The sequence below is a fragment of the Pseudoduganella sp. GW821-FHT05F09 genome (assembly GCF_059419605.1).
On the sequence record NZ_JBWKSD010000013.1, the window covers coordinates 45,612 to 67,551 of the forward strand.

Annotated in this window: 21 protein-coding genes; 20 read left to right on the forward strand and 1 reads right to left on the reverse strand. The window is 66.2% G+C overall.

Features of this window, described 5'->3' with window-relative positions:
* Window positions 1-101: 101 nt before the first annotated feature.
* From AC07S4_RS29095 to AC07S4_RS29135, 9 genes are all read left to right on the forward strand, one after another.
* The gene (locus AC07S4_RS29095; RefSeq protein ID WP_494989913.1) at window positions 102-1,688 is read left to right on the forward strand and encodes a GGDEF domain-containing protein; all 1,587 of its coding nucleotides are present in this window, start codon (window positions 102-104) and stop codon (window positions 1,686-1,688) included.
* A 302-nt stretch (window positions 1,689-1,990) separates the two neighbouring features.
* On the forward strand, window positions 1,991-3,496 hold the full coding sequence (locus AC07S4_RS29100) for a flagellin N-terminal helical domain-containing protein (RefSeq protein ID WP_494989914.1): 1,506 nt from the start codon (window positions 1,991-1,993) through the stop codon (window positions 3,494-3,496).
* An 89-nt stretch (window positions 3,497-3,585) separates the two neighbouring features.
* Complete coding sequence (locus tag AC07S4_RS29105) at window positions 3,586-3,963, forward strand: flagellar protein FlaG (protein ID WP_494989915.1); 378 nt, start codon at window positions 3,586-3,588, stop codon at window positions 3,961-3,963.
* A 214-nt stretch (window positions 3,964-4,177) separates the two neighbouring features.
* The gene (fliD, locus tag AC07S4_RS29110) at window positions 4,178-6,847 is read left to right on the forward strand and encodes a flagellar filament capping protein FliD (protein ID WP_494989916.1); all 2,670 of its coding nucleotides are present in this window, start codon (window positions 4,178-4,180) and stop codon (window positions 6,845-6,847) included.
* A 37-nt stretch (window positions 6,848-6,884) separates the two neighbouring features.
* Entirely contained in the window at window positions 6,885-7,334 is a 450-nt protein-coding gene (gene fliS / locus AC07S4_RS29115) for a flagellar export chaperone FliS (RefSeq protein WP_161073652.1), read from the forward strand.
* A 3-nt stretch (window positions 7,335-7,337) separates the two neighbouring features.
* Complete coding sequence (locus tag AC07S4_RS29120) at window positions 7,338-7,667, forward strand: flagellar protein FliT (RefSeq protein ID WP_494989917.1); 330 nt, start codon at window positions 7,338-7,340, stop codon at window positions 7,665-7,667.
* Window positions 7,668-7,687: 20 nt separating this feature from the next.
* Window positions 7,688-9,466: a flagellar hook-length control protein FliK gene (fliK, locus tag AC07S4_RS29125; RefSeq protein ID WP_494989918.1), complete on the forward strand. Its 1,779-nt coding sequence runs from the start codon at window positions 7,688-7,690 to the stop codon at window positions 9,464-9,466.
* On the forward strand, window positions 9,456-9,797 hold the full coding sequence (locus AC07S4_RS29130; RefSeq protein ID WP_161073655.1) for an EscU/YscU/HrcU family type III secretion system export apparatus switch protein: 342 nt from the start codon (window positions 9,456-9,458) through the stop codon (window positions 9,795-9,797). Before fliK ends, AC07S4_RS29130 begins: the two co-directional genes overlap by 11 nt.
* Complete coding sequence (locus AC07S4_RS29135) at window positions 9,797-10,558, forward strand: flagellar brake protein (protein ID WP_494989919.1); 762 nt, start codon at window positions 9,797-9,799, stop codon at window positions 10,556-10,558. The genes AC07S4_RS29130 and AC07S4_RS29135 overlap by 1 nt, the downstream gene beginning before the upstream one ends.
* A gap of 30 nt (window positions 10,559-10,588) precedes the next feature.
* Here the strand turns inward: AC07S4_RS29135 and fliE are convergent, their stop codons facing one another.
* The gene (gene fliE / locus AC07S4_RS29140; RefSeq protein WP_494989920.1) at window positions 10,589-10,936 is read right to left on the reverse strand and encodes a flagellar hook-basal body complex protein FliE; all 348 of its coding nucleotides are present in this window, start codon (window positions 10,934-10,936) and stop codon (window positions 10,589-10,591) included.
* Between the two features lie 236 nt (window positions 10,937-11,172).
* Here fliE and fliF point away from each other — a divergent pair, with 236 nt between their 5' ends.
* The 11 genes from fliF (at window position 11,173) to fliP (ending at window position 21,936) form a co-directional block, all read left to right on the forward strand.
* Window positions 11,173-12,912 carry a flagellar basal-body MS-ring/collar protein FliF gene (gene fliF, locus AC07S4_RS29145; RefSeq protein ID WP_494989921.1) on the forward strand — a complete coding sequence of 580 codons (1,740 nt, stop codon included), beginning with the start codon at window positions 11,173-11,175 and terminating at the stop codon, window positions 12,910-12,912.
* Window positions 12,905-13,903 carry a flagellar motor switch protein FliG gene (fliG, locus tag AC07S4_RS29150; protein WP_494989922.1) on the forward strand — a complete coding sequence of 333 codons (999 nt, stop codon included), beginning with the start codon at window positions 12,905-12,907 and terminating at the stop codon, window positions 13,901-13,903. Before fliF ends, fliG begins: the two co-directional genes overlap by 8 nt.
* Before the next feature lie 14 nt (window positions 13,904-13,917).
* Entirely contained in the window at window positions 13,918-14,667 is a 750-nt protein-coding gene (locus AC07S4_RS29155; RefSeq protein ID WP_494989923.1) for a flagellar assembly protein FliH, read from the forward strand.
* 1 nt (window position 14,668) lies between these two features.
* Window positions 14,669-16,093 (forward strand): flagellar protein export ATPase FliI, encoded by a 1,425-nt coding sequence (gene fliI / locus AC07S4_RS29160; RefSeq protein ID WP_494989924.1) that lies wholly within the window; start codon window positions 14,669-14,671, stop codon window positions 16,091-16,093.
* Window positions 16,094-16,128: 35 nt separating this feature from the next.
* Window positions 16,129-16,569, forward strand: coding sequence for a flagellar export protein FliJ (fliJ, locus tag AC07S4_RS29165; RefSeq protein ID WP_494989925.1), 441 nt, complete (start codon window positions 16,129-16,131; stop codon window positions 16,567-16,569).
* Between the two features lie 20 nt (window positions 16,570-16,589).
* Window positions 16,590-18,476 carry a flagellar hook-length control protein FliK gene (locus AC07S4_RS29170; protein ID WP_494989926.1) on the forward strand — a complete coding sequence of 629 codons (1,887 nt, stop codon included), beginning with the start codon at window positions 16,590-16,592 and terminating at the stop codon, window positions 18,474-18,476.
* An 85-nt stretch (window positions 18,477-18,561) separates the two neighbouring features.
* Window positions 18,562-19,059, forward strand: a complete 498-nt coding sequence (gene fliL, locus AC07S4_RS29175) for a flagellar basal body-associated protein FliL (RefSeq protein WP_494989927.1) — start codon at window positions 18,562-18,564, stop codon at window positions 19,057-19,059.
* A 29-nt stretch (window positions 19,060-19,088) separates the two neighbouring features.
* Window positions 19,089-20,069 (forward strand): flagellar motor switch protein FliM, encoded by a 981-nt coding sequence (fliM, locus tag AC07S4_RS29180; protein ID WP_161073666.1) that lies wholly within the window; start codon window positions 19,089-19,091, stop codon window positions 20,067-20,069.
* A gap of 37 nt (window positions 20,070-20,106) precedes the next feature.
* Window positions 20,107-20,526: a flagellar motor switch protein FliN gene (gene fliN, locus AC07S4_RS29185; protein ID WP_161073667.1), complete on the forward strand. Its 420-nt coding sequence runs from the start codon at window positions 20,107-20,109 to the stop codon at window positions 20,524-20,526.
* On the forward strand, window positions 20,523-21,185 hold the full coding sequence (fliO, locus tag AC07S4_RS29190) for a flagellar biosynthetic protein FliO (protein WP_494989928.1): 663 nt from the start codon (window positions 20,523-20,525) through the stop codon (window positions 21,183-21,185). Before fliN ends, fliO begins: the two co-directional genes overlap by 4 nt.
* The gene (fliP, locus tag AC07S4_RS29195; protein ID WP_494989929.1) at window positions 21,175-21,936 is read left to right on the forward strand and encodes a flagellar type III secretion system pore protein FliP; all 762 of its coding nucleotides are present in this window, start codon (window positions 21,175-21,177) and stop codon (window positions 21,934-21,936) included. Before fliO ends, fliP begins: the two co-directional genes overlap by 11 nt.
* The last annotated feature ends 4 nt before the right edge of the window (window positions 21,937-21,940 follow it).

The window sequence follows — 21,940 nt, forward strand, 5'->3', positions numbered from 1 at the left end:
AAAGTAAGTGCTGTTCCGCCCGCTTATCCCCGCATAAGCGCGCCCAGGCGTGAACTATCATGGAGCCAGTCAGTAAACCTAGATAAGAGGCCGTGCGTCACATGTCCAGCAAATCTCCCCCTCCCGCCGCGATGGAGCAAAATCCGGCCGACATTGCGCGCGAAGCCTTCCGCCGGCTGGCCACGCGCCGCATTGCGCCGACGCCGGAGGCCTACCGCGACATCTACAATGAAATCGCTGGCATTCCCACGCCGCCGGTGCTGGCCGGCACCGCCGCGCCGGCCGATCCCGGTCCGGAACTGATGCTGTACCAGTTCGCCAGCCGCCTGGGCGAGCAGCCCGGCGACCTGGCCGAGTTCGGCCGCCGCCTGAGCCGCGCGGCCAAGTCGCGCGACTGGGAAGGCTACGCCCGCACGCTGACCCAGCTGGCCGAACGCCCCGCCGCCGTCAAGCGCGGCATCGACGTGGCCGACATTCCTGACGGCGAGCACACCAAGGCCCTGCGCGAAATGCTGAGCCGCACCCTGAGCTTCGCGGTGGCTTCGCTGCTGAGCGGCACTCCGGCCCTGGTGGCCGAGGCCGAGGCGCTGGGCGCGGCCACCAAGGAAGCCCACACCGAGGCGGCGCTGTCCGAGATCGCGCTGCGCCTGAAGCAGCTGTGCTACCAGATCGAGCTGAAAAGCGGCGACACGGCCGAGCAGCAGGAACTGCTGCTGCGCCTGTTCCGCCTGCTGCTCGACAACGTCAACGGCCTGCTGGACGACGACTCCTGGCTGCGCGGCCAGATCGACGCGGTGCAGAACCTGATCGCCGGCCCGCTGGACCAGCGCGCGCTGGAGGACGCCACCCGCAGCCTGAAGGACGTGATCTACAAGCAAAGCCAGCTCAAACACAGCCTGTCGGACGTCAAGCTCACCGTCAAGAACATGATGATGACCTTTATCGACCGCCTGGGCCAGGTGGCCGCCTCGACCGGCGATTTCCACGAGAAGATAGGCGGCTATTCCAGCAAGATCAGCAAGGCCGAGAACATCACCGAGCTGAACCAGATCCTGGACGAGGTGCTGAAGGAAACCCGCATCGTGCAGGGCGAGGCGCTCAAGGCGCGCGACAATATGATGATGGCGCGCCAGGAAGTGCAGGACGCCGAGGCCCGCATCCACCAGCTGGAGGCCAAGCTGCAGCATATGAGCGAACTGGTGCGCGAAGACCAGCTGACCGGCAGCCTGAACCGCCGCGGCCTGGACGACGTGTTCGAGCGCGAAACCGCCCGCGCCGACCGGCGCGGCACGCCGCTGTGCATCGCCGTGCTGGACCTGGACGACTTCAAGAAGCTCAACGACACCTACGGCCACATCGCCGGCGACGCGGCGCTGAAGCACCTGGTCAAGATCGTCAAGGACACGCTGCGCTCGATGGACGTGATCGCCCGCTTCGGCGGCGAGGAATTCCTGATCCTGCTGCCCGAGACCACCATCGAGGCCGCCTCGCAGACCATGACGCGTTTGCAGCGCGAGCTGACCCGCCACTTCTTTATGCACGACAACGAGAAAGTGCTGATCACCTTCTCGGCCGGCGTGGCCCTGCGCCGCCCGCACGAAGACCAGACCGAGCTGGTGAAACGGGCCGACAAGGCCATGTACCAGGCCAAGCAGACCGGCAAGAACCGCGTCGTCATTGCCGACTAGCTTACCAAACAAACAACTTCCACCTCCCGGCAATCCGGCCCGCTCCACAGCGGGCCGTTTTTTTTGCGCAAAATAAAATTATTTTCACCCTAAAGTTCAGCCGAAACACGCCGCTTAAGCGTGCATGAGGATGCAAATTGTAGGGTGAATCGAAAAAATTTCGCGCCTGTTTCTCCCTTAATTTTCCCATGGGGCAACCGTTACCCATTACAACAGCGGCTTGATCGCCCCGGAACAGCGGGGCGGGCCAAAGTGAAATGAGCATGTCGCCCAATTCGTAGTACAAGTTTCGGAGAAACATCATGGCACAAACCATCAATACCAATATTGCCTCGCTGAACGCGCAGCGTAACCTGAATTCCTCGCAAGGCGCGCTGGGCACCTCCCTGCAACGCCTGTCGTCCGGCCTGCGCATCAACAGCGCCAAAGACGACGCTGCGGGTCTGGCAATTTCGGAACGTTTCACTTCGCAAGTTCGCGGCAATAACCAGGCAGCCCGCAACGCCAACGACGGTATCTCGCTGGCGCAAACGGCTGAAGGTGGTTTGAGCACCGCCGGCGACCTGCTGCAGCGTATCCGCGAACTGGCCGTGCAGTCGGCCAACGGTTCGAACTCCGCGTCCGACCGCAAATCGATCCAGAACGAGGTGTCGGCCCTGTCGTCCGAGCTGGACCGCGTTGCCAACAGCACCCAGTTCAACGGCCAGAACGTGCTGGACGGTTCGCTGACCAACACCCAGTTCCAGGTTGGCGCCAACTCCAACCAGACCATCAACATCGGCGTGCAGAGCGCCAAGGCTTCGGACCTGGGCAACAACACCATCCGTCCGGTCGATACCGCCACCTCGCTGTCGCAAGCGACCGCCACCGCGACCAACCTGCTGACCGCCGACGAAACGCTGACCATCAACTCCGGCAACGGCGTCACCTCGACCGTGATCGCCAAGACCAGCGACAGCGCCCGCGCCGTGGCTGACAAAGTCAACGCCCTGAGCAGCACCAGCGGCGTGTCGGCCCAGGCCAAGACCAGCGCCACCCTGCAATACATCGGTACCGACGCCACCGGCGTGGTGGCCGACGGCCCGATCCAGTTCGACCTGAAGAGCTCGAACAGCACCGCCGTCACCATCACCGCTTCGGTCAAGAACGGCGACCTGGCGGCAGTGGCCCAGGCCATCAATGCGCAGAGCGGCACCACCAACGTGACCGCTTCGGTCAAGATCGACCAGGCTACCGGCCTGAAAGAGCTGCAGCTGGACAACGCCACCGGTGACGACATCCACATCACCCCTGGCGCCAACAACGGCGGCCTGGCCAACGCCCTGGTGCGCGGCGCGGACGTGGGCGGTGCAGCATCGACCACCACCGTGGCGCTGACCTCGGCCGACATCACCATCGGCGGCCGTGTTGAATTCTCGTCCGACAGCGGCTTCTCGATCACCGGCAGCTCTGTGATCGCCGGCAACGCCGCCGGTGTCGGCTCCAACCTGGACGCAGTGTCCTCGCTGGACGTGAGCACCGTGGACGGTTCCAACAAGGCCCTGCTGACCATCGATGCCGCGCTGAACCAGATCAACAGCAACCGCGCAGCACTGGGTGCGATCCAGAACCGTTTCGCTTCGACCATCTCGAACCTGCAAACGACCACGGAAAACCTGTCGGCTTCCCGTAGCCGCATCCAGGACACCGACTTCGCATCGGAAACGGCCAGCCTGACCCGCGGCCAGATCCTGCAGCAAGCCGGTACCGCGATTCTGGCGCAAGCGAACTCGCTGCCGAACGGCGTGCTGTCGCTGCTGCGTGGCTAATTAGCCATGTAGTGTGATGGTCAGCCACGGTTGACAATCGGTTCCCCGGCTGACTTGGTCCGCCGGGGATTTTTCACAAAGGAAGCATCATGACTATCGATTCCATCAGCGCCGCCAGCGCGCCCCGCCCGGCGGAGCGCAGCGCGGCCGGCGCCGAGCCGGTGGCGCTGCAAAGCGCCGGCCGCACGCCCGCCGCCACGCTGGAAACGGCCGCCGCAGTACGCGGCAATACCCCGGCGCCGACGCTGGAGCAGGTCAACAATGCCGTGTCGGAGCTGAACAAGTCGTCCCAGGCCAAGTCGCAAGGCCTGGAGTTTTCAGTGGACAACGACAGCAAGCGCACCATCGTCAAAGTGGTCGACCAGACCACCAAGGAGGTGCTGCGCCAGATCCCCTCGCCCGAGGCGCTGGAGATCGCCAAATCGCTCGACACCACCAAGGGTCTGCTGATACGGCAGACCGCCTGACGGCAAACACGGCGCGCTCAGCCTCTGAAGCGCGCCGTTTTTTTTACCGCCGTGGCAGCATGGCGGCATATACTGCCCTTAAGCATTCCCTTTAGCGCACCCGCGCCTGCCGCTTTTTTAAGCTTTCATTGAACAAGCCCGGGTTTTCCCCTCTCAAGTCCTATTTGAATATGCCGATAATGACTTAATCTATCGTTTTCGCTAGGAGTACATCGTGGGCATTTCTTCACCGGGTATCGGTTCCAATGGACTGGACGTCAACGCCATCATCACCAAGCTGATGGCCGTGGAGTCCGCGCCGCTGGCCACCATGGACAAGAAAAGCGCGAGCTACCTGGCCAAAGTGACCGGCTTCGGCAGCCTGTCCGGCGCGCTCAGCACCTTCCAGAGCTCGCTCACCAGCCTGACCTCGCTGTCCAGCTTCCAGGCCCTGAGCAGCACCTCCAGCGACACCGCCATCCTGACCGGCAGCGCCACCTCGAAAGCCCAGCCCGGCAACTACAAGGTCGACATCAGCCAGATCGCGCAGGCCCAGACCCTGGCCTCGGGCGGCTACAAGACCGCCGCCACCACCATAGGCGTGGGCGGCAAGACCACCATCAACATCCAGCTCGGCACGCTGGCCGGCGGCAGCTTCGGCCTGAGCGGCAGCGTGCTGGGCGCCGGCGTATTGACCGGCGGCATCACACCGGGCGCGCTCAGCATCAACGGCACCGCCATCCTCACCGACGGCAGCACCCGCAGCGCCAAGCTGCTGGCCGACGCCATCAACGCCAAGAGCACCACCACCGGCGTGTCCGCCACGGCCGCGCCCACCGTCACCAGCGCCACCCTGTTCGGCAGCGGCGGCGCGTCCACCTTCGGCGCGGTGGACACCAGCGGCGGCGGCAGCTATGCGCTCAGCGTGGGCGGCGTGGAGCTGGCCAGCCAGGAAGCCGGCGCCGGCGGCGCCATCGACGCCGCCTCGCTCGACGCGCTGCTGGGCGGCAGCAACAGCGTGACGCAGGCGCTGCACAACGCCAACATCACCTACACCGGCACCGCGGCCGCCGGCGACTTGAAATTCAGCAATGCCGACGGCTCCAACCTGGCCGTGACGGAAACCGTCAGCGGCGCCGTCACCGGCGGCATCGGCAACAGCGGCACCGCCAACACCGGCTTCAACACCATCGCCAGCAGCTCGATTTCGCTGGTCTCGGCCAACGGCACCCAGATCAATGTGGGCGGCAGCAATCCCACCGCCGCCGGCCTGGCCGCCGGCATCGGCGGCGCCTACCAGGGCGCGGCCTTCACGCAGGACGGCACGCGCAGCAGCGGCAACATCGTCATCGACAGCACCAACAACACGCTGCAGGGCATCCGCGACGCCATCAACAAGGCCAACTTCGGCGTGACCGCCTCCATCGTCTCGGACGGCAGCACCGGCACCCCCTTCCACCTGGTGCTCAATTCCAGCGCCACCGGGGCCAATTCGAACATGAAGATCAGCCTGAGCGGCGACGGCGCGGATCCGGCCGACCCGGCCATCGTGGCGCTGCTCGGCTACGACCCGGCCGGGGCGCAGAACCTGAGCCAGAAAACCGCCGCCCAGGACACCAAGGCGGTGGTCAACGGCATCGCCGTCACCAGCAGCAGTAGCAGCATCACCGGCGCGCTGGAGGGCATTTCGCTGACCGCCGGCAAGGTCGGCAGCGCCACGCTGACCGTGGCGCGCGACACCTCCACCCTGACCACGTCGATCAACGGCTTCGTCAAGGCGTACAACGACCTGAACAACCAGATCAAGGGCCTGAACGGCTACAACGCGGAAACCAAGACCGGCGGCGTGCTGCTGGGCGACTCCACCGTGCAGACCCTGCAGTCGCAGTTGCGCAAGCAGCTCACCGGCGCGATCACCGGCCTGGAGGGCAGCAAGCTGACCTCGCTGTCCCAGGTCGGGATCGCCTTCCAGAAGGACGGTTCGCTGGCGCTGGACTCGGGCAAGCTGCAAAAAGCCATCACCAGCAACTTCAACGACATCGCCGGCCTGTTCGCCGCCGTGGGCCGCGCCAGCGATAGCAATGTTGCCTTCGTCAGCGCCACCTCGCAGACCAAGGCGGGCGACTACGAGATCGAAATTTCGCGCCTGGCCACCCAGGGCGCGCTGACCAGCGCGGCCGCCCTGCCGGCCACCACCGTGATCGCCGCCGACACCACCTGGACCGTCAAGCTGAACGACACCCTGCCCAGCAACGGCAACAACACCGCCACCGTCAAGCTGACGGCCGGCAGCTACACGCCGGAAGCGCTGGCCACCTTGCTGCAGGCCTCGATCAACGGCACCACCCGCTTCTCCGACGCCGGCTCCACCGTGGCCGTCAAGGTCAACGACGACGGCACGCTGGCGCTGTCGTCCACCAAGTACGGCGGCAAGTCGAATATCACGCTGACCAGCGAAACCGGCACCGCCGTGGCCGACATCTTCGGCGCCGCCACCTCGGTCGACGGCGTGGACGTGGCCGGCACCATAGGCGGCTATGCCGCCACCGGCGACGGCCAGAACCTGACCGGCGCGCCCGGCGCCGCCACCGCCGGCCTGAAGCTGGAGATCAAGGGCGACACCATCGGCAGCCGCGGCACCATCGGCTTCTCGCAGGGCTATGCCTACCAGATGGACAACCTGGCCAAGACCTACCTGGGCGGCACCGGCATCCTCAGCGGCCGCACCAACGGCTTGAACAATTCGGTCAAGGACATCGGCAAGCAGAAGGACGCCTTCAACGCCAAGCTGGTCGATATTGAAGCGCGCTACCGCAAACAATACACGGCGCTCGACACCACCCTGTCGAGCCTGAGCACCACCGCCTCGTTCCTGGCCCAGCAGTTCGCGGCCCTGAGCAAGTAATCGCACGGCAAGTAACCGTATTAACAGGAGATAAAGTATGTTCGGATCAAGGCAAACTGGCGTCAATGCCTATGCAAAAGTGGGCATGGAGACCGGCGTGGTCGCAGCCAGCCCCCACAAACTGATCGTCATGCTGTTTGACGGCGCGCTGGTGTCCATCACCAACGCCCTGCTGAATATGCGCTCCGGCAATATCGGGGAAAAAGGCAAGGCCATTTCCAAGGCCATCATGATTATCGACAGCGGCCTGCGCGCCGCGCTCGACAAAAAAGTGGGCGGCGAGATCGCCGAAGGCCTGGACGCGCTGTACGAATACATGAGCGGCCGCCTGCTGACGGCCAACCTGAAGAACGATCCGGCCATCCTGGAGGAAGTGCAGCGCCTGCTGACCGAGCTGCGCGACGCCTGGAACCAGATCGGCGACACCCCGGCCGTGAAAGCGCCCGCCACCGCCCCCACCCAAACCAATAAATACGCGAGCGCCTGATTTATGATGACGAATCAAGAAGTTTTATCCGTGTACGCCGACATGGCCGCGCTGACCGAACGCATGCTGGCGCACGCCACCCAGGGCGAATGGGACGAATTGATGGTGCTGGAACAGCGCTGCGCCAGCCATGTGCGCACCCTGCAGGGACAGGAAAATCCGGCTCCGCTGCAGGGCGCCGAACGCGAGCGCAAGGTCGAGCTGATCCGCCAGATGCTGACCGCCGACCGCCAGATCCGCGACTTGGCCATGCCGTGGATGGCGCAGCTGTCCGCCCTGATCAACAGCGCCGGCACCGAGCGGCGCCTGGTCAACGCTTACGGCAGCGTCTGACGCCGGGATAGGGACAGCCCATGTTGCCGCCACGTCTGGACGCCGCCGGCGTCAGGCCTGTCGGCGCCCTGTCGCCCGCGCCGGCCGCCATTCCCGTCAGCGACGCGCGCCAGGCTGGCTTGCAGCGCGCGCTGAGCGGGCTGGTGGGCCAGCCGCTGAAGGGCGAAGTGCTGTCCAAGTATGACGACGGCAGCTACCTGGTGCGGGTGGCGGGCAACTCGGCCCGCATGCTGCTGCCGGGCGGCGCGCAAGTGGGCGCCGAAGTACCGCTCACCCTGATCACCGTCACGCCCCGGCCCACTTTCCAGGTGGGCAATCCCGCGCAGGGCGGCCAGACCACCCAGCTCTACACCGAAGCCGGCCTGCCGCCCGGCGCCAATCCCGATACCGCCGCCACGCCGGGCCGCCTGCCCTCGCAGGACACCACCACGCTATCCGGCCGCCAGCCCGGCACGCCCGCAGCGCCCGGCCAGGGCACGGCTGCCCAGCCCGGCGCAGCGGCGGGCGGACTGCCCGGCGAAGGCCAGGCCGGCTTGCCCGGCAACGCCGCCGGCACAGCGGGCGGCGCCGCCAATGCGGCGGGCAACCCTGCCAATGCCGCAGCGAATCCGGCTGCGAACCCGGCAGCGAATCCGGCCGCAGCGGCGGCAGCCAATCCCGGCGCCGCCCAGGCCCAGGCCGGGCTGCCCGGACAGGCCGGCGCAGCCGCCACGCAAGCCAATCCGCAAACGGCGGCCCAGGCGAACGCGCAAGCTCAAGCCCAGACTCAGGGCCAGGTTCAGAGCCAGGTTCAAAGCCAGACCGCGCCGCCAGCCCAGCCCCAGTCCACCGCCCAAAGCGCCACGCAGACAGCGGCGCAAGCCGCTGCGCAGGCGGCCGCCGGCGCCGCAGCCCAGTCCGGCAATGCCGCGCCAGCCGGACAAGTGCGTCCGCAAAGCCTGGCCGCCACCCTGCTCGGCCGCGCGCCGCTCACGCCGGCCGACCAGCTGCCCGACCTGGGCCGCGACGCGCCCGCCGCCACACTGAGTGCGGCCGCCCGCACCATCGCCAGCGCGCTGGCCACGGCCTACAACGGCCCCGGCGTGCCCGCCACCATCAACGGCAAGACGCCGCTGGTGTCGGCCGGCGTGCCGGACGCCGAGCAGCTGGCCCACAACCTGAAAAGCGCGCTGGGCGAAAGCGGCCTGTTCTACGAATCGCACGTGGCCGAATGGGCCGAAGGCAAACGCCCGCTGCAGGAACTGATGCGCGAACCGCAAAACCAGCGTCCCCACGCACCCGCCGCGCAAGGCGGCCCGCAGACCAGCGAAACCCTGGCCCGCGCCGCCCTGGCCAGCCCGGACCTGAGCGCGGCGCAGCTGATCAACCAGCAGCTGCACGCCCACGAGCAGCAGCGCGTGCAGTGGAACGGCCAGGCCTGGCCGGGCCAGCCCATGCAATGGGAAATCCAGCGCGACCAGCGCGACGGCGGCCAGCACAGCCAGCAAGGCCAGGAGGAAGGGCGGGACAATGACGCGGTGTGGCGCAGCGGCGTGCGCTTCCGCCTGCCGCTGCTGGGCCGCATTTCGGCCGCCGTCACGCTGGTGGGCGAGCAAGTCCATATCCAGGTGCAAACCGGCGACGACGACAGCGCGGCCACCCTGCGCGCCTGGTCCGGCCAGCTGCAGCTGGCCATGGAAGCGGCCGGCTCGCCGCTGGCTTCGCTGAGCATCGCGCCCGAAGGCGGCAGCGCCGCCGCCGTGGACGGTGCGGCCGTGCCGGCGGTGGACGCCCTGCCCGGAGACGCCCATGGCGAATGATGCCCCGCGCCGCCCGCTGCAAAGCGCCGTCGCCCTGACCTACAAGAACGACTCTCCGGCCCCGAAAGTGGTGGCCAAGGGACGCGGCCTGGTGGCCGAACAGATCATCCACGTTGCCAACGAGCACGGCGTGCACATCCACGAGTCCAAAGAGCTTGTGTCTCTGCTAATGGATGTTGATCTGGATCGACAAATCCCCCCCGCGCTGTACCGCACAATTGCGGAACTACTAGCGTGGCTATATCATATTGAATCAGCGCAAAAATCCGGCCAGCCCCCGCCCCCGGCCCCGGATACCAGCTCTCCACTTAGAGACCAAGAAGAACAATAATGCAATCAAACAGACAAGACGCGGACCTGGAAAACTGGCATGACTTCGAGGTAGTGTCGCGCAGGGAAATTATTGCGCTGCTGCGCAGCATCGGCGAGAAAAACCAGCTGATCCGCATGCTGGTGCAAGGCGAAGCGGACGTCTGCGTCACGTCCATCCTGGAAGTGGACGCCGACAACAACAGCGTCATCCTCGACTGCTCCATCAACACCGAACAAAACCAGCGCATCCTGGCCGCCAAGTCGCTGTCCTACGAGACCACGCTGGACAAGATCCGCATCCTGTTCGAGAGCGAACGGGTGGAAAAATGCACCTTTGAAGGCGCGCCGGCGCTGAAGATCGCCCTGCCGCAGGCGCTGATACGCCTGCAGCGCCGCGAGTACTACCGCATGAGCACGCCGGTCAGCAATCCGGTGCGCGTGGTGATCCCGCTGCCGGCCGAGCTGGGCGGCGGCAGCAGCAGCTTCCCGCTGGCCGACATCAGCTGCGGCGGCATCGCCATGCTGGACAACAAGCTGCTGCTGGGCGACAGCATCGGCAAGCAGTACACGGACTGCCGCATCGAACTGCCGGAAGTCGGCCCGGTGGTGACCAGCCTGCAAATCCGCAACTCGCTGGACCTGACGCTGCTCAACAACAAATCCAACCGCCGCCTGGGCTGCCAGTTCACCGACATGGCGCGCGGCGCGCTGAACTCGGTGCAGCGCTACATCACCAAGCTGGAACGCGAGCGCAACGCCCGCATCGCGGGCCTGGGATAAAAAAAGGGCTCAGTGAACTGAGCCCTTTTTTTACACCTGCATATTCATGATGTCGTGGTAGGCCGACACCAGCTTGTTGCGCACCTGGATGGTGGCCTGGAAGTTGATGCTCGATTTCTGCATCGACACCATCACGTCCGACAGGCTGACCGAGTCGTCCCCCATCTGGAAACGCTTGCCCAGCGCTTCGGCCTTGGTCTGGCTGGCCGACACCGCGTCCAGCGCGTCCTTCAGCGCGTCCGAGAACTGGACCTTGGCCGCCGGCTGCTCGGTCTGGATGGCCGGCACGCTGGCCTGCGGCTTGGCCGCGTGCGCCTTCAACTGCTCCATCATGGCTTGTATCCTGCTGCTGTCTATGCCCAAGCCGCTTGTTTTCATATGAACTCCAATTTTGTTGCTGCCGCGGAACAATCATGCGGTGGCGCCGCGCTACAATAGGCGGCGCAATGATCAGTTCTGTCAGAATACCTGTCCGCATAGCAAGTTGCTGCGGGAAGCAGGCCGGTAAATCGCCCGCTTTTCCCGCGATGGAAGAGAGCCCCCAGCGCCGATAATGTGCAACAGGCCCAAGTGGCCCATATCCAAACCGCTCAACCAACCAATACACATCAGCCATGGCAGCAGCAGCCGAACAAATCGACATCGACGAAGCAGCGGAGACGGCGCAGCCCGAGGCCAAGCCGCCCTTCTTCCAGACGCCGCTGGGCAGGAATGTCATGATAGGCGGCGGCGTGGCCGCCGTGCTGGCCGTGCTGGCCGCGCTGTGGCTGTGGAACCAGCCGCCGGCCTACGGCGTGCTGTTCTCCAACTACACCGACCGCGACGGCGGCGCCATCACGGCCGCGCTGGACCAGATGCAGGTCAAGCACAAGTTTTCCGAAAGCGGCACCGCCATCCTGGTGCCGACCGAGCAAGTGCACGACGCGCGCCTGAAACTGGCGGCGCAGGGCTTGCCCAAGGGCGGCAACGTCGGCTTCGAGCTGATGGAGAACCAGAAGCTGGGCGTGTCCCAGTTCCTGGAGCAGGTGAACTACCAGCGCGCGCTGGAAGGCGAACTGGCGCGTTCCATCCAGTCGCTGGCGGCGGTGGAATCGGCCCGCGTTCACCTGGCCATGCCGAAGGACAGCGTGTTCGTGCGCGAACAGCAGAAACCGACCGCGTCCGTGCTGCTGAACCTGCATCCCAACCGCCAGATCGACCCGGCACACGTGCAGGCCATCGTGCACCTGGTGGCCTCCTCGGTGCCGCAGCTGCAGCCGTCCAATGTGACGGTGGTGGACCAGGCCGGCAACCTGGTGTCGGACACCAACAAGAACAACGCCGCCGGCACCAACAAAAGCCTGGACGCCAGCCAGCTGAAATACGTGCAGGAACTGCAGAAGCAGGTCATCAAGCAGGTCGAGTCCATCATCCTGCCCATCGTGGGCGAAGGCAATGTGCGCGCCGAGGCGGTGGCCGACGTGGATTTCGCCGCCGTCGAACAGGCCGCCGAGTCCTACAAGCCGAACTCGCCGCCGGAGGCGTCCGCCATCCGCAGCCAGCAGAGCAGCGAAACCAACGGCAGCGCCAACGCCAATCCCAACGGCGTGCCGGGCGCCCTGTCGAACCAGCCTCCCGGCACGGCCACCGCGCCGCTGACCACCAACCCGCCGGGCACCGCCCCTGCGCCCGGCACGCCGGCCGGCACGGCCGCCAGCGGCGCCGGCAACGGCCCCAGCCACAAGGAATCGACCACCAATTTCGAAGTCGACAAGACCGTGCGCTACGAACAGAAAGCCATGGTGGGCCTGAAGCGCATGACGGTGGGCGTGGTGGTGAACTACCGCCGCATCGTCGACAAGGTGACCGGCAAGGTCACGGTCAAGCCCTACACGGCCGAGGAAATGGCCAAGATCAACAGCCTGGTCAAGGAAGCCATGGGCTACAACGCCGAGCGCGGCGACTCGATGAGCGTGGCCAACGCCCCCTTCGACGGCGTCGACAAGCCTTTCGAAGCGCCGATGGACTGGTGGCGCGACCCGGCCAACCTGCCGCTGGCCAAGGAGCTGGCCAAGTTCCTGATCACCGCGCTGATCCTGCTGTACATCCTGCTGCGCATCGTGCGTCCTATGATGCGGCCGGTGTTCAAGAAAATCGACGAGATCAACGAGCCCGAGCCTGAACCGGAAGAACCGGTCATCGAGGAACCCGTGGGTCCGACGCCGGAAGAGATCATGGCCGAGGAAATGGCTAAACTGGAAGAAAATACCGCGCGGACTTACCGCGACAACCTGGCCTTGGCGAAGAAACTGGCTGCGGACGATCCGCGCATCGTCGCCAACGTCATCAAAGCATGGATAGGCGCAAATGACTGATTCTACCGGACTGCAAAAGGCCGCCATCTTGATGCTGGCGATGGGCGAAAGCGAAGCGGCGGAGGTGATGAAATTCCTCGGCCCGCGCGAGGTGCTCAAGCTGGGCGCCGCCATGGCCACCATGAAGAATGTGCCGCACGAGCAAGTGGTCGACACCCTGGACGACTTCCGCGACCAGGTCGCGGCCGCCTCCACCGTGGGCCTCGATTCGGACGAGTACATCCGCCAGGTGCTGACCAAGGCGCTGGGCGACGACAAGGCCTCGGTGCTGCTGTCGCGCATCCTGGGCGGCAAGGACGCGTCCGGCATCGAGTCGCTGAAGTGGATGGACTCGCAGTCGGTGGCCGAGCTGATCCGCAACGAGCACCCGCAGATCATCGCCACCATCCTGGTCCACCTGGAGCGCGACCAGGCTTGCGAAATCCTGGGACACTTCACCGACCGCCTGCGCAACGACGCGGTGCTGCGCATCGCCACCCTGGACGGCGTGCAGCCGGCCGCGCTGCGCGAGCTCAACGACGTACTGACCAAACTGCTGTCGGGCAATGAAAACATCAAGAAATCGACGCTGGGCGGCGTGCGCGCGGCGGCCGAGATCCTGAACTTCATGAGCGGCGAGCAGGAAAACTCGGTGATGGACAACATCAAGAACTACGACAACGACATGGCGCAGAAGATCATGGACGAGATGTTCGTGTTCGACAACCTGATCGACATCGACGACCGCGGCATCCAGCTGCTGCTGCGCGAGGTGCAGTCGGAAATGCTGATTATCGCGCTCAAGGGCGCCTCGCAGGACCTGCGCGACAAGGTGTTCAAGAACATGTCGGCGCGCGCCAGCGAAATGATGCGCGAAGACCTGGAATCGAAAGGACCGGTGCGCCTGTCCGAAGTGGAAACGCAGCAGAAGCAGATCCTGCAGATCGTGCGCCGCCTGGCGGACGAAGGCCAGATCGTGCTGGGCGGAAAAGGCGAAGATTCCTTCGTCTAAGTTGATAGAGTTACATGGCACATATACCGAAAGAACAGCAAACCGCCTTCCAGCGCTGGGAAATGAAGTCCTTTGGCGACTTCCGCCCCAGCGCCGTGGCCGCGCGCGAAGCCGAAGCGGCCGCGCTGGCCGCGCTCGCGCCGCCGCCTGAAGCGGAACCGGAAGCCGGGCTGGAGGACGAGCACTACCTGGAGCCGGAGCCGCCGCCGCCCGAGTACCCGACCGAGGAAGAACTGGCCGCCATCCGCGAGCAGGCCCGCATCGACGGCTACGACAAGGGCTATGCGGCCGGCCATGCCGAAGGCCACGCCGACGCCATTGCGCTGGGCAAGGAAGCCACCGACCTGGAACTGGCGCCGCTGCGCGAGATGGCCGGCAACTTCAGCACCGCCCTGCAGGACGCCGACCAGCTGATCGCGGCCGACGTGCTGGAACTGGCGCTGCAGCTGGCCAAGGGCATGCTCAAGCAGGCGCTGCACGTCAAGCCCGAGCTGATCCTGCCCATCGTGCGCGAAGCCATCGAATACCTGCCGGTGCTGCAGCAGCCCGCGCTGCTGATGCTCAATCCGGAAGACGCGAAAACCGTGCGCGACGGCATAGGCGAGGAGCTGGACAAGGGCGGCTGGCGCGTGATCGAGGACGCCTTGATCGAACGCGGCGGCTGCAAGATCGATACCGCCAGCAACCAGATCGACGCGCAGGCGTCCGCCCGCTGGCAGCGCCTGACCCACGCGCTGGGCAAAGACGTGGGCTGGCTGGACTGATATGAATGCTCCCGCCGCCGCTTCCGCAACCCCTCCCGCCTCGCCGCACGCCGGCCGCTGGCGCGCCTACCTGAACGACTGCGCGGCGCTGACCGAATTCGTGGAACCCATGCAGGTGTCGGGCCGCGTCACGCGCGTGGCCGGCCTGGTCATGGAAGCGGTGGGCCTGCGCCTGGCCGTGGGCGCCGCCTGCACCGTGCCGCTGCCGTCCGGCGGCAAGGTCGAGGCCGAGGTGGTGGGCTTCGAGGGCGACCGCCTGTTCCTGATGCCGCAAAGCGACGTCGAAGGCATCGTGCCCGGCACCCGCGTGTTCCCGATCGAACCGACCATCCCCAAACCCGGCAGCGTGGCGCATCCGCGCCGCCGCCCCAGCGACCGCGCGCGCCACCTGCCGGTCGGCCCCGAACTGCTGGGCCGCGTGCTGGACGGCGCCGGCCGCCCGCTGGACAACCTGGGTCCGCTGCACACCACCGAGAGCGCGCCCATCAATGTGCGCCCGGCCAATCCGCTGGGCCGCGCGCCCATCGTGGAAACGCTGGACGTGGGCGTGCGCTCCATCAACGCCATGCTGACCGTGGGACGCGGCCAACGCATGGGCCTGTTCGCCGGTTCCGGCGTCGGCAAGTCCGTGCTGCTGGGCATGATGGCGCGCTACACCGAGGCCGACGTGATCGTGGTGGGCCTGATCGGCGAACGCGGCCGCGAGGTCAAGGAATTCATCGAACAGATCCTGGGCGAGGAAGGCCTGGCGCGCTCCGTGGTGGTGGCGGCCCCGGCCGACACGCCGCCGCTGATGCGCATGCAGGGCGCGGCCTACTCCACCGCCATTGCCGAGTATTTCCGCGACCAGGGCCAGAACGTGCTGCTGATTATGGACTCGCTGACCCGCTACGCCATGGCGCAGCGCGAAATCGCGCTGGCCATCGGCGAGCCGCCGGCCACCAAGGGCTACCCGCCTTCGGTGTTCGCCAAGCTGCCCATCCTGGTGGAACGCGCCGGCAACGGCGAAATGGGCGGCGGCTCGATTACCGCCTTCTACACCGTGCTGACCGAGGGCGACGACCAGCAGGACCCGATCGCCGACGCGGCGCGCGCCATCCTGGACGGCCACATCGTGCTGAACCGGCGCCTGGCCGAAGCGGGCCATTACCCCGCCATCGACATCGAACAGTCGATCAGCCGCGCCATGCACTCCATCACCTCGCACGAGCACCAGACCCGCTCGCGCCAGCTGAAGCAGCTGTTTTCGCGCTACGAGCGCAGCCGCGACCTGATCGCCGTGGGCGCCTACAGCGCGGGCAGCGACCCGGTGCTGGACCAGGCGATTAACTTGCATGACCGTATCGAGAATTTCCTGCAGCAGCAGATCACCGAACGCGTGGACATGCTGGAGAGTTTGGGGCAATTGTCCGCTCTGTTCGACTGATTGACAGCCGAGCCCGACGCCTATAATGAACCATCATGGCCTCACAATCTCAACTTGAAACACTGATCGAACTGGCGCGCCGGGAAACCGACGACGCGGCCAAGCGCCTGGGAATGACCCTGAAGGCGGTGGCGGACGCCGAAGAAAAGCTGACCATGCTGACCGGCTACCGGGACGAATACGGCCGCCGCTTCGAAGCAAGCCAGCAGGCCGGCATTACGCCCATGGCTTACCGCAATTTCCAGGCGTTTATGGAAAAGCTGGACACCGCGATCAAGGGGCAGGAAGAAGTAGTGCGCCACAGCCAGCGCAAGAGCGAGCAGGAGAAACGCAACTGGCAGGAAGCCGAGCGCAAGCGCATGTCCTACTCCACGCTGAACGACCGCGCGCAAGCGCAGGCGCTCAAGCAGGAAGCCAAGCGCGACCAGAAGGCCATGGACGAACACGCCGCAAGGCAAGCATTCTATAAACGTTGATCTCACCATACGGCGCCATCATGCAGACACCGCTCATCACGACCACCACCGGCACCGGCGCGAACGCCAGCGCGCAGGCGGCCAAAGCCACGTCTTCGGCGCCGGACAACCAGTTCATGCAGGCGTTGACGCGCCAGATCGAGCGCCAGGCTTATGTGCGCCCGGCTGCGCCGGCCGCCGCCTCTTCGGCCTCCAGCCGCGCCACCCCGGCCAGGAGCGCGCAGCCGGCACAGAACGCCGCCCGCCACGCCCCGGCCAGCCAGCAGCAAGCGCGCGCCGCCGAGCAGGCCAAACCTGCCGCCGCGCCGAAAACCGAGCGCGCACCGGCCAGCCCGTCCGCCGAGGGCAGCAAGCAGGCCGGCAGCAATGCCGCCCAGGCAGTTGACAACAATGCCGGCAGCATAGCCGCACCGGCCGCCACTGGCGCCAACCCGGACACACAGGACGCCAACGCTGGCGCCAGCTACGCCGACGCTGGCAACGGCGCCGCAACGGCGTCGCATGCACCCGGTGACGTCGCCGACGCTGCGGAAGCCGCCAAGCAGGACGCCTCCGATGCCGCAGCAGCGCAAGCCGCCGACCCGATGGCCGCCATGCTGGCCCTGATGGCGGCCTTCAACCAGCCTGCGCCGGCTGCGGCCAACGCAGCGGAGAACACGGCCGAAACCGGCTCCGGCGCAGCACTATCCCTGGCGTCGCTGCCGGGACAGCAGGACCAGACGGCCGATGCGCTGGCCGGCCTGCAAGCGAACGCCGACGCCGCGGGCGATGCTGCGGCGGCCGCCAATGCAGCGTCCGCCGCCGCCGCGCTGGACAGCGCGGCCGCCGGCAGCGCCGCCGAAGCGGCAGCCCCGGACGCCGCCTTCCAGGCCGCGCTGGACGCGGCAGCCCAGGCGGCGGCAAAACAGGACACCAAGGCCGGCGGCCAGGCGCAGGGCGCTACGGATGCGGCAGCCGCAGGCACGGCAGCCGGCGCTGCTGCGAGCGCGGCGGCTGGCATAGAGACAAACATGGCGGCAAGCGCGGCTGCGGCGGCGAACCCGGCTTCCGGCGCAGCGGCCAAGCCGGCCGCCAGCGCAACGGCAGAGTCAGCCTCGCAATCCGCTCCGCCGCCGTCCCTGTTCAGCATGTCCACCGCGCCAGCCCCGGCGGCCGACGCCGCAGCGCAGGGCGCCGGCCCCAAAGACAGCGGCCAGCAGCAGGCGCAAGCGGCGGCTGGCGCGGCCAGCGCAGCCGCCGGCGCCGGAGCGCAAGCCGCCGCGCAGGATGGCGGCTTGGCCGTCGCAGCCCGCACCCAGCCCGACGCCGATGCCCAGGCAGCCGCCGCGCGCACCGTGAAAGCGGACTTCGCCGCAGCATTGAAGGAAGCCGCACCGGCGCCCACCGTGATCGCGCCGGCCGCGCAAGCCCAGTTGGCCACCGCGCAAGCGGCCAGCGCCGTGGCCGGCAACCAGCTGCAAGCCCGCGTGGGCACCGCCGCCTGGGACCAGCAAGTGGGCCAGAAAGTGGTCTGGATGGCGGCCGGCGGCGAACAGAGCGCCACGCTGGAACTGAACCCGCCCGACCTTGGCCCGCTGCAAGTGGTGCTGAACGTGTCGAACGACTCGGCCAGCGCCAGCTTCAGCTCGGCCCAGCCGGAAGTGCGCGCCGCGCTGGAGGCGGCCATGCCGCGCCTGCGTGAAATGATGGCCGACGCCGGCATCCAGCTGGGCAACGCTACCGTCTCGTCCGGCATGTCGGATCAAAACAACGGCTCCGCCCAGGCCGGCGCCGCGCAGCAGGACAGCGGCCGCACCGGCCGGGGCGGCGGCAGCGGCAGCGGCAAGGACGGCGGCGGCGCAGATGCCGCGCCGCTGGCGCCCCCTCCGCGCCAGCGCCCGCTCGGCATGGTCGATACCTTCGCCTGAGCACTCTGAGCGGCACGCATTGCGTGCCATAATGGCGGCATGATCCACTTTAGCTGCAAGGGTAACTTTGAAAGCGAATCCAAAATTGAAAGCGGAACCTAAAGCTGAGGCTGCCGCTCCGGCCAACTCCAAGAAGCTGGTCCTGATCATCAGCGCGGTGGCGCTGCTGGCGGCTGCCGGCGGCGGCGGCGCGTGGTTCATGCTCAAGGGCGGCGGTGGCGAGGAAGCGCCGGCCAAGCACAAGAAGTCGGCCCCCGCCAAGGCAGGTCCGCCGGTCTACGTGACGATAGAGCCGTTCACCGTCAATCTGCAGCCGGAAAACGGCGAGCAGTATCTGCAGCTGGCGTTCACGCTGCAGGTCAGCGGCCTGGAGGAAGTGGAAGTCATCAAGAACAATATGCCCAAGGTGCGCAGCCGTTTGCTGCTGCTGTTGTCGAGCAAGAAGGCGTCCGAGATCAACACGCCCGAAGGCAAGCAGCAGCTCAGCGCCGAGATCATGGAACAGGTGCGCGCGCCCTTCGAGGACCGCGGCCCGCAACAGGATGTGACGGAAGTGCTGTTCACTTCCTTCATTATTCAGTAATTATTTAGTAATCAAGCACACAGAAAGCCATGGCTGATAATTTTCTCTCCCAGGAAGAAGTTGATGCCCTTTTAAAGGGCGTCAACGGTGACCAGGACGACGCTGCGGCGCCGGAAGAAGTCGCGGGAGTCAGAACCTACAACCTGGCAACCCAGGAGCGCATCGTCCGGGGCCGGATGCCGACGCTCGAGATCATCAACGAGCGTTTCGCCCGCCTGCTGCGCGTGGGCCTGTTCAACTTCCTGCGCCGCAGCGCCGAGGTGTCGGTGGGCTCGGTGCGGGTGTCCAAGTACAGCGAATTCATCCGTAATCTGGTGGTGCCCACCAACCTGAACCTGGTGCACATGAAGCCGCTGCGCGGCACCGCGCTGATGGTGTTCGATCCGGGCCTGGTGTTCCTGCTGGTGGACAATCTGTTCGGCGGCGACGGCCGCTTCCACACCCGGGTCGAGGGCCGCGACTTTACGCAGACCGAGCAGCGCATCATCCTGCGCATCCTGGACATCGTGTTCGAGGCTTACACCAAGTCCTGGGAGCCGGTGTATCCGGTCGAGTTCGAATACATCCGCTCGGAAATGAATACGCAGTTCGCCAATATCGCCACGCCGAACGAGGTGGTGGTGGCGTCGACCTTCACGGTGGAGCTGGGTTCGGTATCCGGCCAGATCCACTTCTGCATGCCGTACTCGATGATAGAGCCCATCCGCGACGCGCTGACCTCCTCGCTGCAGGGCGAAGCGCTGGAAGTGGACAAGCGCTGGATACGCCTGATGACGCAGCAGATCCAGATCGCCGAGGTGGAGCTGATTGCGCGCCTGGGCACGGCCAAGGTGTCGTTCGACGAAATCCTGAACATGCGGGTGGGCGACATCATTCCGCTGACGATACCGGAAAGCATAGAAGCGACGGTGGACGGCGTGCCGGTGCTGGACTGCACGTACGGCGTGCTGAACGGGCAATACGCGCTAAAAGTAGAGAAACTGCTGGCGAACACCGATAATACGAAATAATAGCGAGTAGTAATACACGAAGCAACTGGAGAGAAACATGTCGGATAATCAAGACGATCAAAGCTTGGATGATGATTGGGGCGCCGCGATCGCCGAGCAGGCCAAGGCGGAAGCCGATGCATTGCAAAACCAGCAAGCCGCGCAGGCGGCCGTGTTCCAGGACTTTTCCAAGCAGCCGTCGAAGACCGAAACGCACAACGATATCGACTTCATCCTCGATATTCCGGTCCAGCTGACGGTGGAACTGGGCCGCACCAAGATCGCCATCAAAAACCTGCTGCAACTGGCGCAGGGCTCGGTGGTCGAGCTGGACGGCCTGGCCGGCGAGCCGATGGACGTGCTGGTGAACGGCTGCCTGATCGCCCAGGGCGAAGTGGTGGTGGTGAACGACAAGTTCGGTATCCGCCTGACCGACATCATTACGCCTTCCGAACGCATCCGAAAACTGAATAAATGAAGCCTGCATTCCCGTTTGCCGCGCTGGCGGCGGCGCTGGCCTTGGCCCTGGCCTTGCCTCCCCTGGCCGCGCTGGCGGCGCAAACCGCCTCCGGTTCGATTTCTTCCGCCAGCCAGCCCGTGGCCGCTCCAGCCGCCACACCAACCGCTGTAGCTGCCGCACCCGCTGCCCCTGCCGCCGCTCCCGATGCCTCCGCTGCCCCGGCCCCGGCCCCGGCCGCCACGCCGGAACAGCAGGCCGCGCTGGCCGGCGCCCGCCCCGCCCCCGCTGCGGCCCCGGCCGCCGCCATCGACCCGGCGCTGGCGCCCACCGCCACCGGCAGCCTGCTGACCACCGTCTTCTCGCTGATCCTGGTGCTGGGCCTGCTGGTCGGCCTGGCCTGGCTGCTCAAGCGCTTCGGCCCGAAAACCATCACCGGCGGCGCCAACGTCAAGCTGGTCGGCGCGCTCAGCGTGGGCGCGCGCGAGCGCATCCTGGTGGTGGAAGTGGGCGAGCAATGGATCGTCGTGGGCGCCTCGCCCGGCCGCATGAACGCGCTGGCCACGCTGCCGCGCCAGGAAGGCGCGGCCGGCCTGGACGCGCAAGCCGGCGCCGCCCTGCCCGGCGCCAACTTTGCCGAATGGTTCAAACAGACGATAGAAAAACGTAATGGCAAATAAGCAAGGCAAGACCGCCATCCTGAAGTGCCTGTTCGCGGCGGGCCTGGCGGCCGTGCCGCTGCTGGCCGGCGCCGACCCGACCATCCCCGCCTTCACCAGCACCCCGGCCGGCGGCGGCGGCACCAACTACGGGCTGTCGCTGCAGACGCTGATCCTGATGACGGCGCTGACCTTCATCCCGGCGGCGCTGCTGATGATGACCGGCTTCACCCGCATCATCATCGTGCTGTCGCTGCTGCGCCAGGCCATGGGCACGCAGTCGGCGCCGCCCAACCAGGTGATGGTGGGCCTGGCGCTGTTCCTGACCCTGTTCGTCATGGGGCCGGTGTTCGACAAAATCTACAGCGAAGCCTATCTGCCGCTGCAGGAAAGCAAGATCACCATGCAGCAGGCGCTGGAAAAAGGCTCGGCGCCGCTCAAGTCCTTCATGCTCAAGCAAACCCGCCAGGCCGACCTGGCGCTGTTCGTCAAGCTCTCGCGCACGCCGGCGCTGCAGGGGCCGGAGGACGTGCCGCTGCGCGTGCTGATCCCCGCCTTCGTCACCAGCGAGCTGAAAACCGCTTTCCAGATCGGCTTTGCCATCTTCATCCCCTTCCTCATCATCGACATGGTGGTGGCTTCGGTGCTGATGTCGATGGGCATGATGATGATGTCGCCCGCCGTCATCTCGCTGCCCTTCAAGCTGATGCTGTTCGTGCTGGTGGACGGCTGGCAGCTGCTGATCGGCTCGCTGGCCCAGAGTTTTTACTGATAAG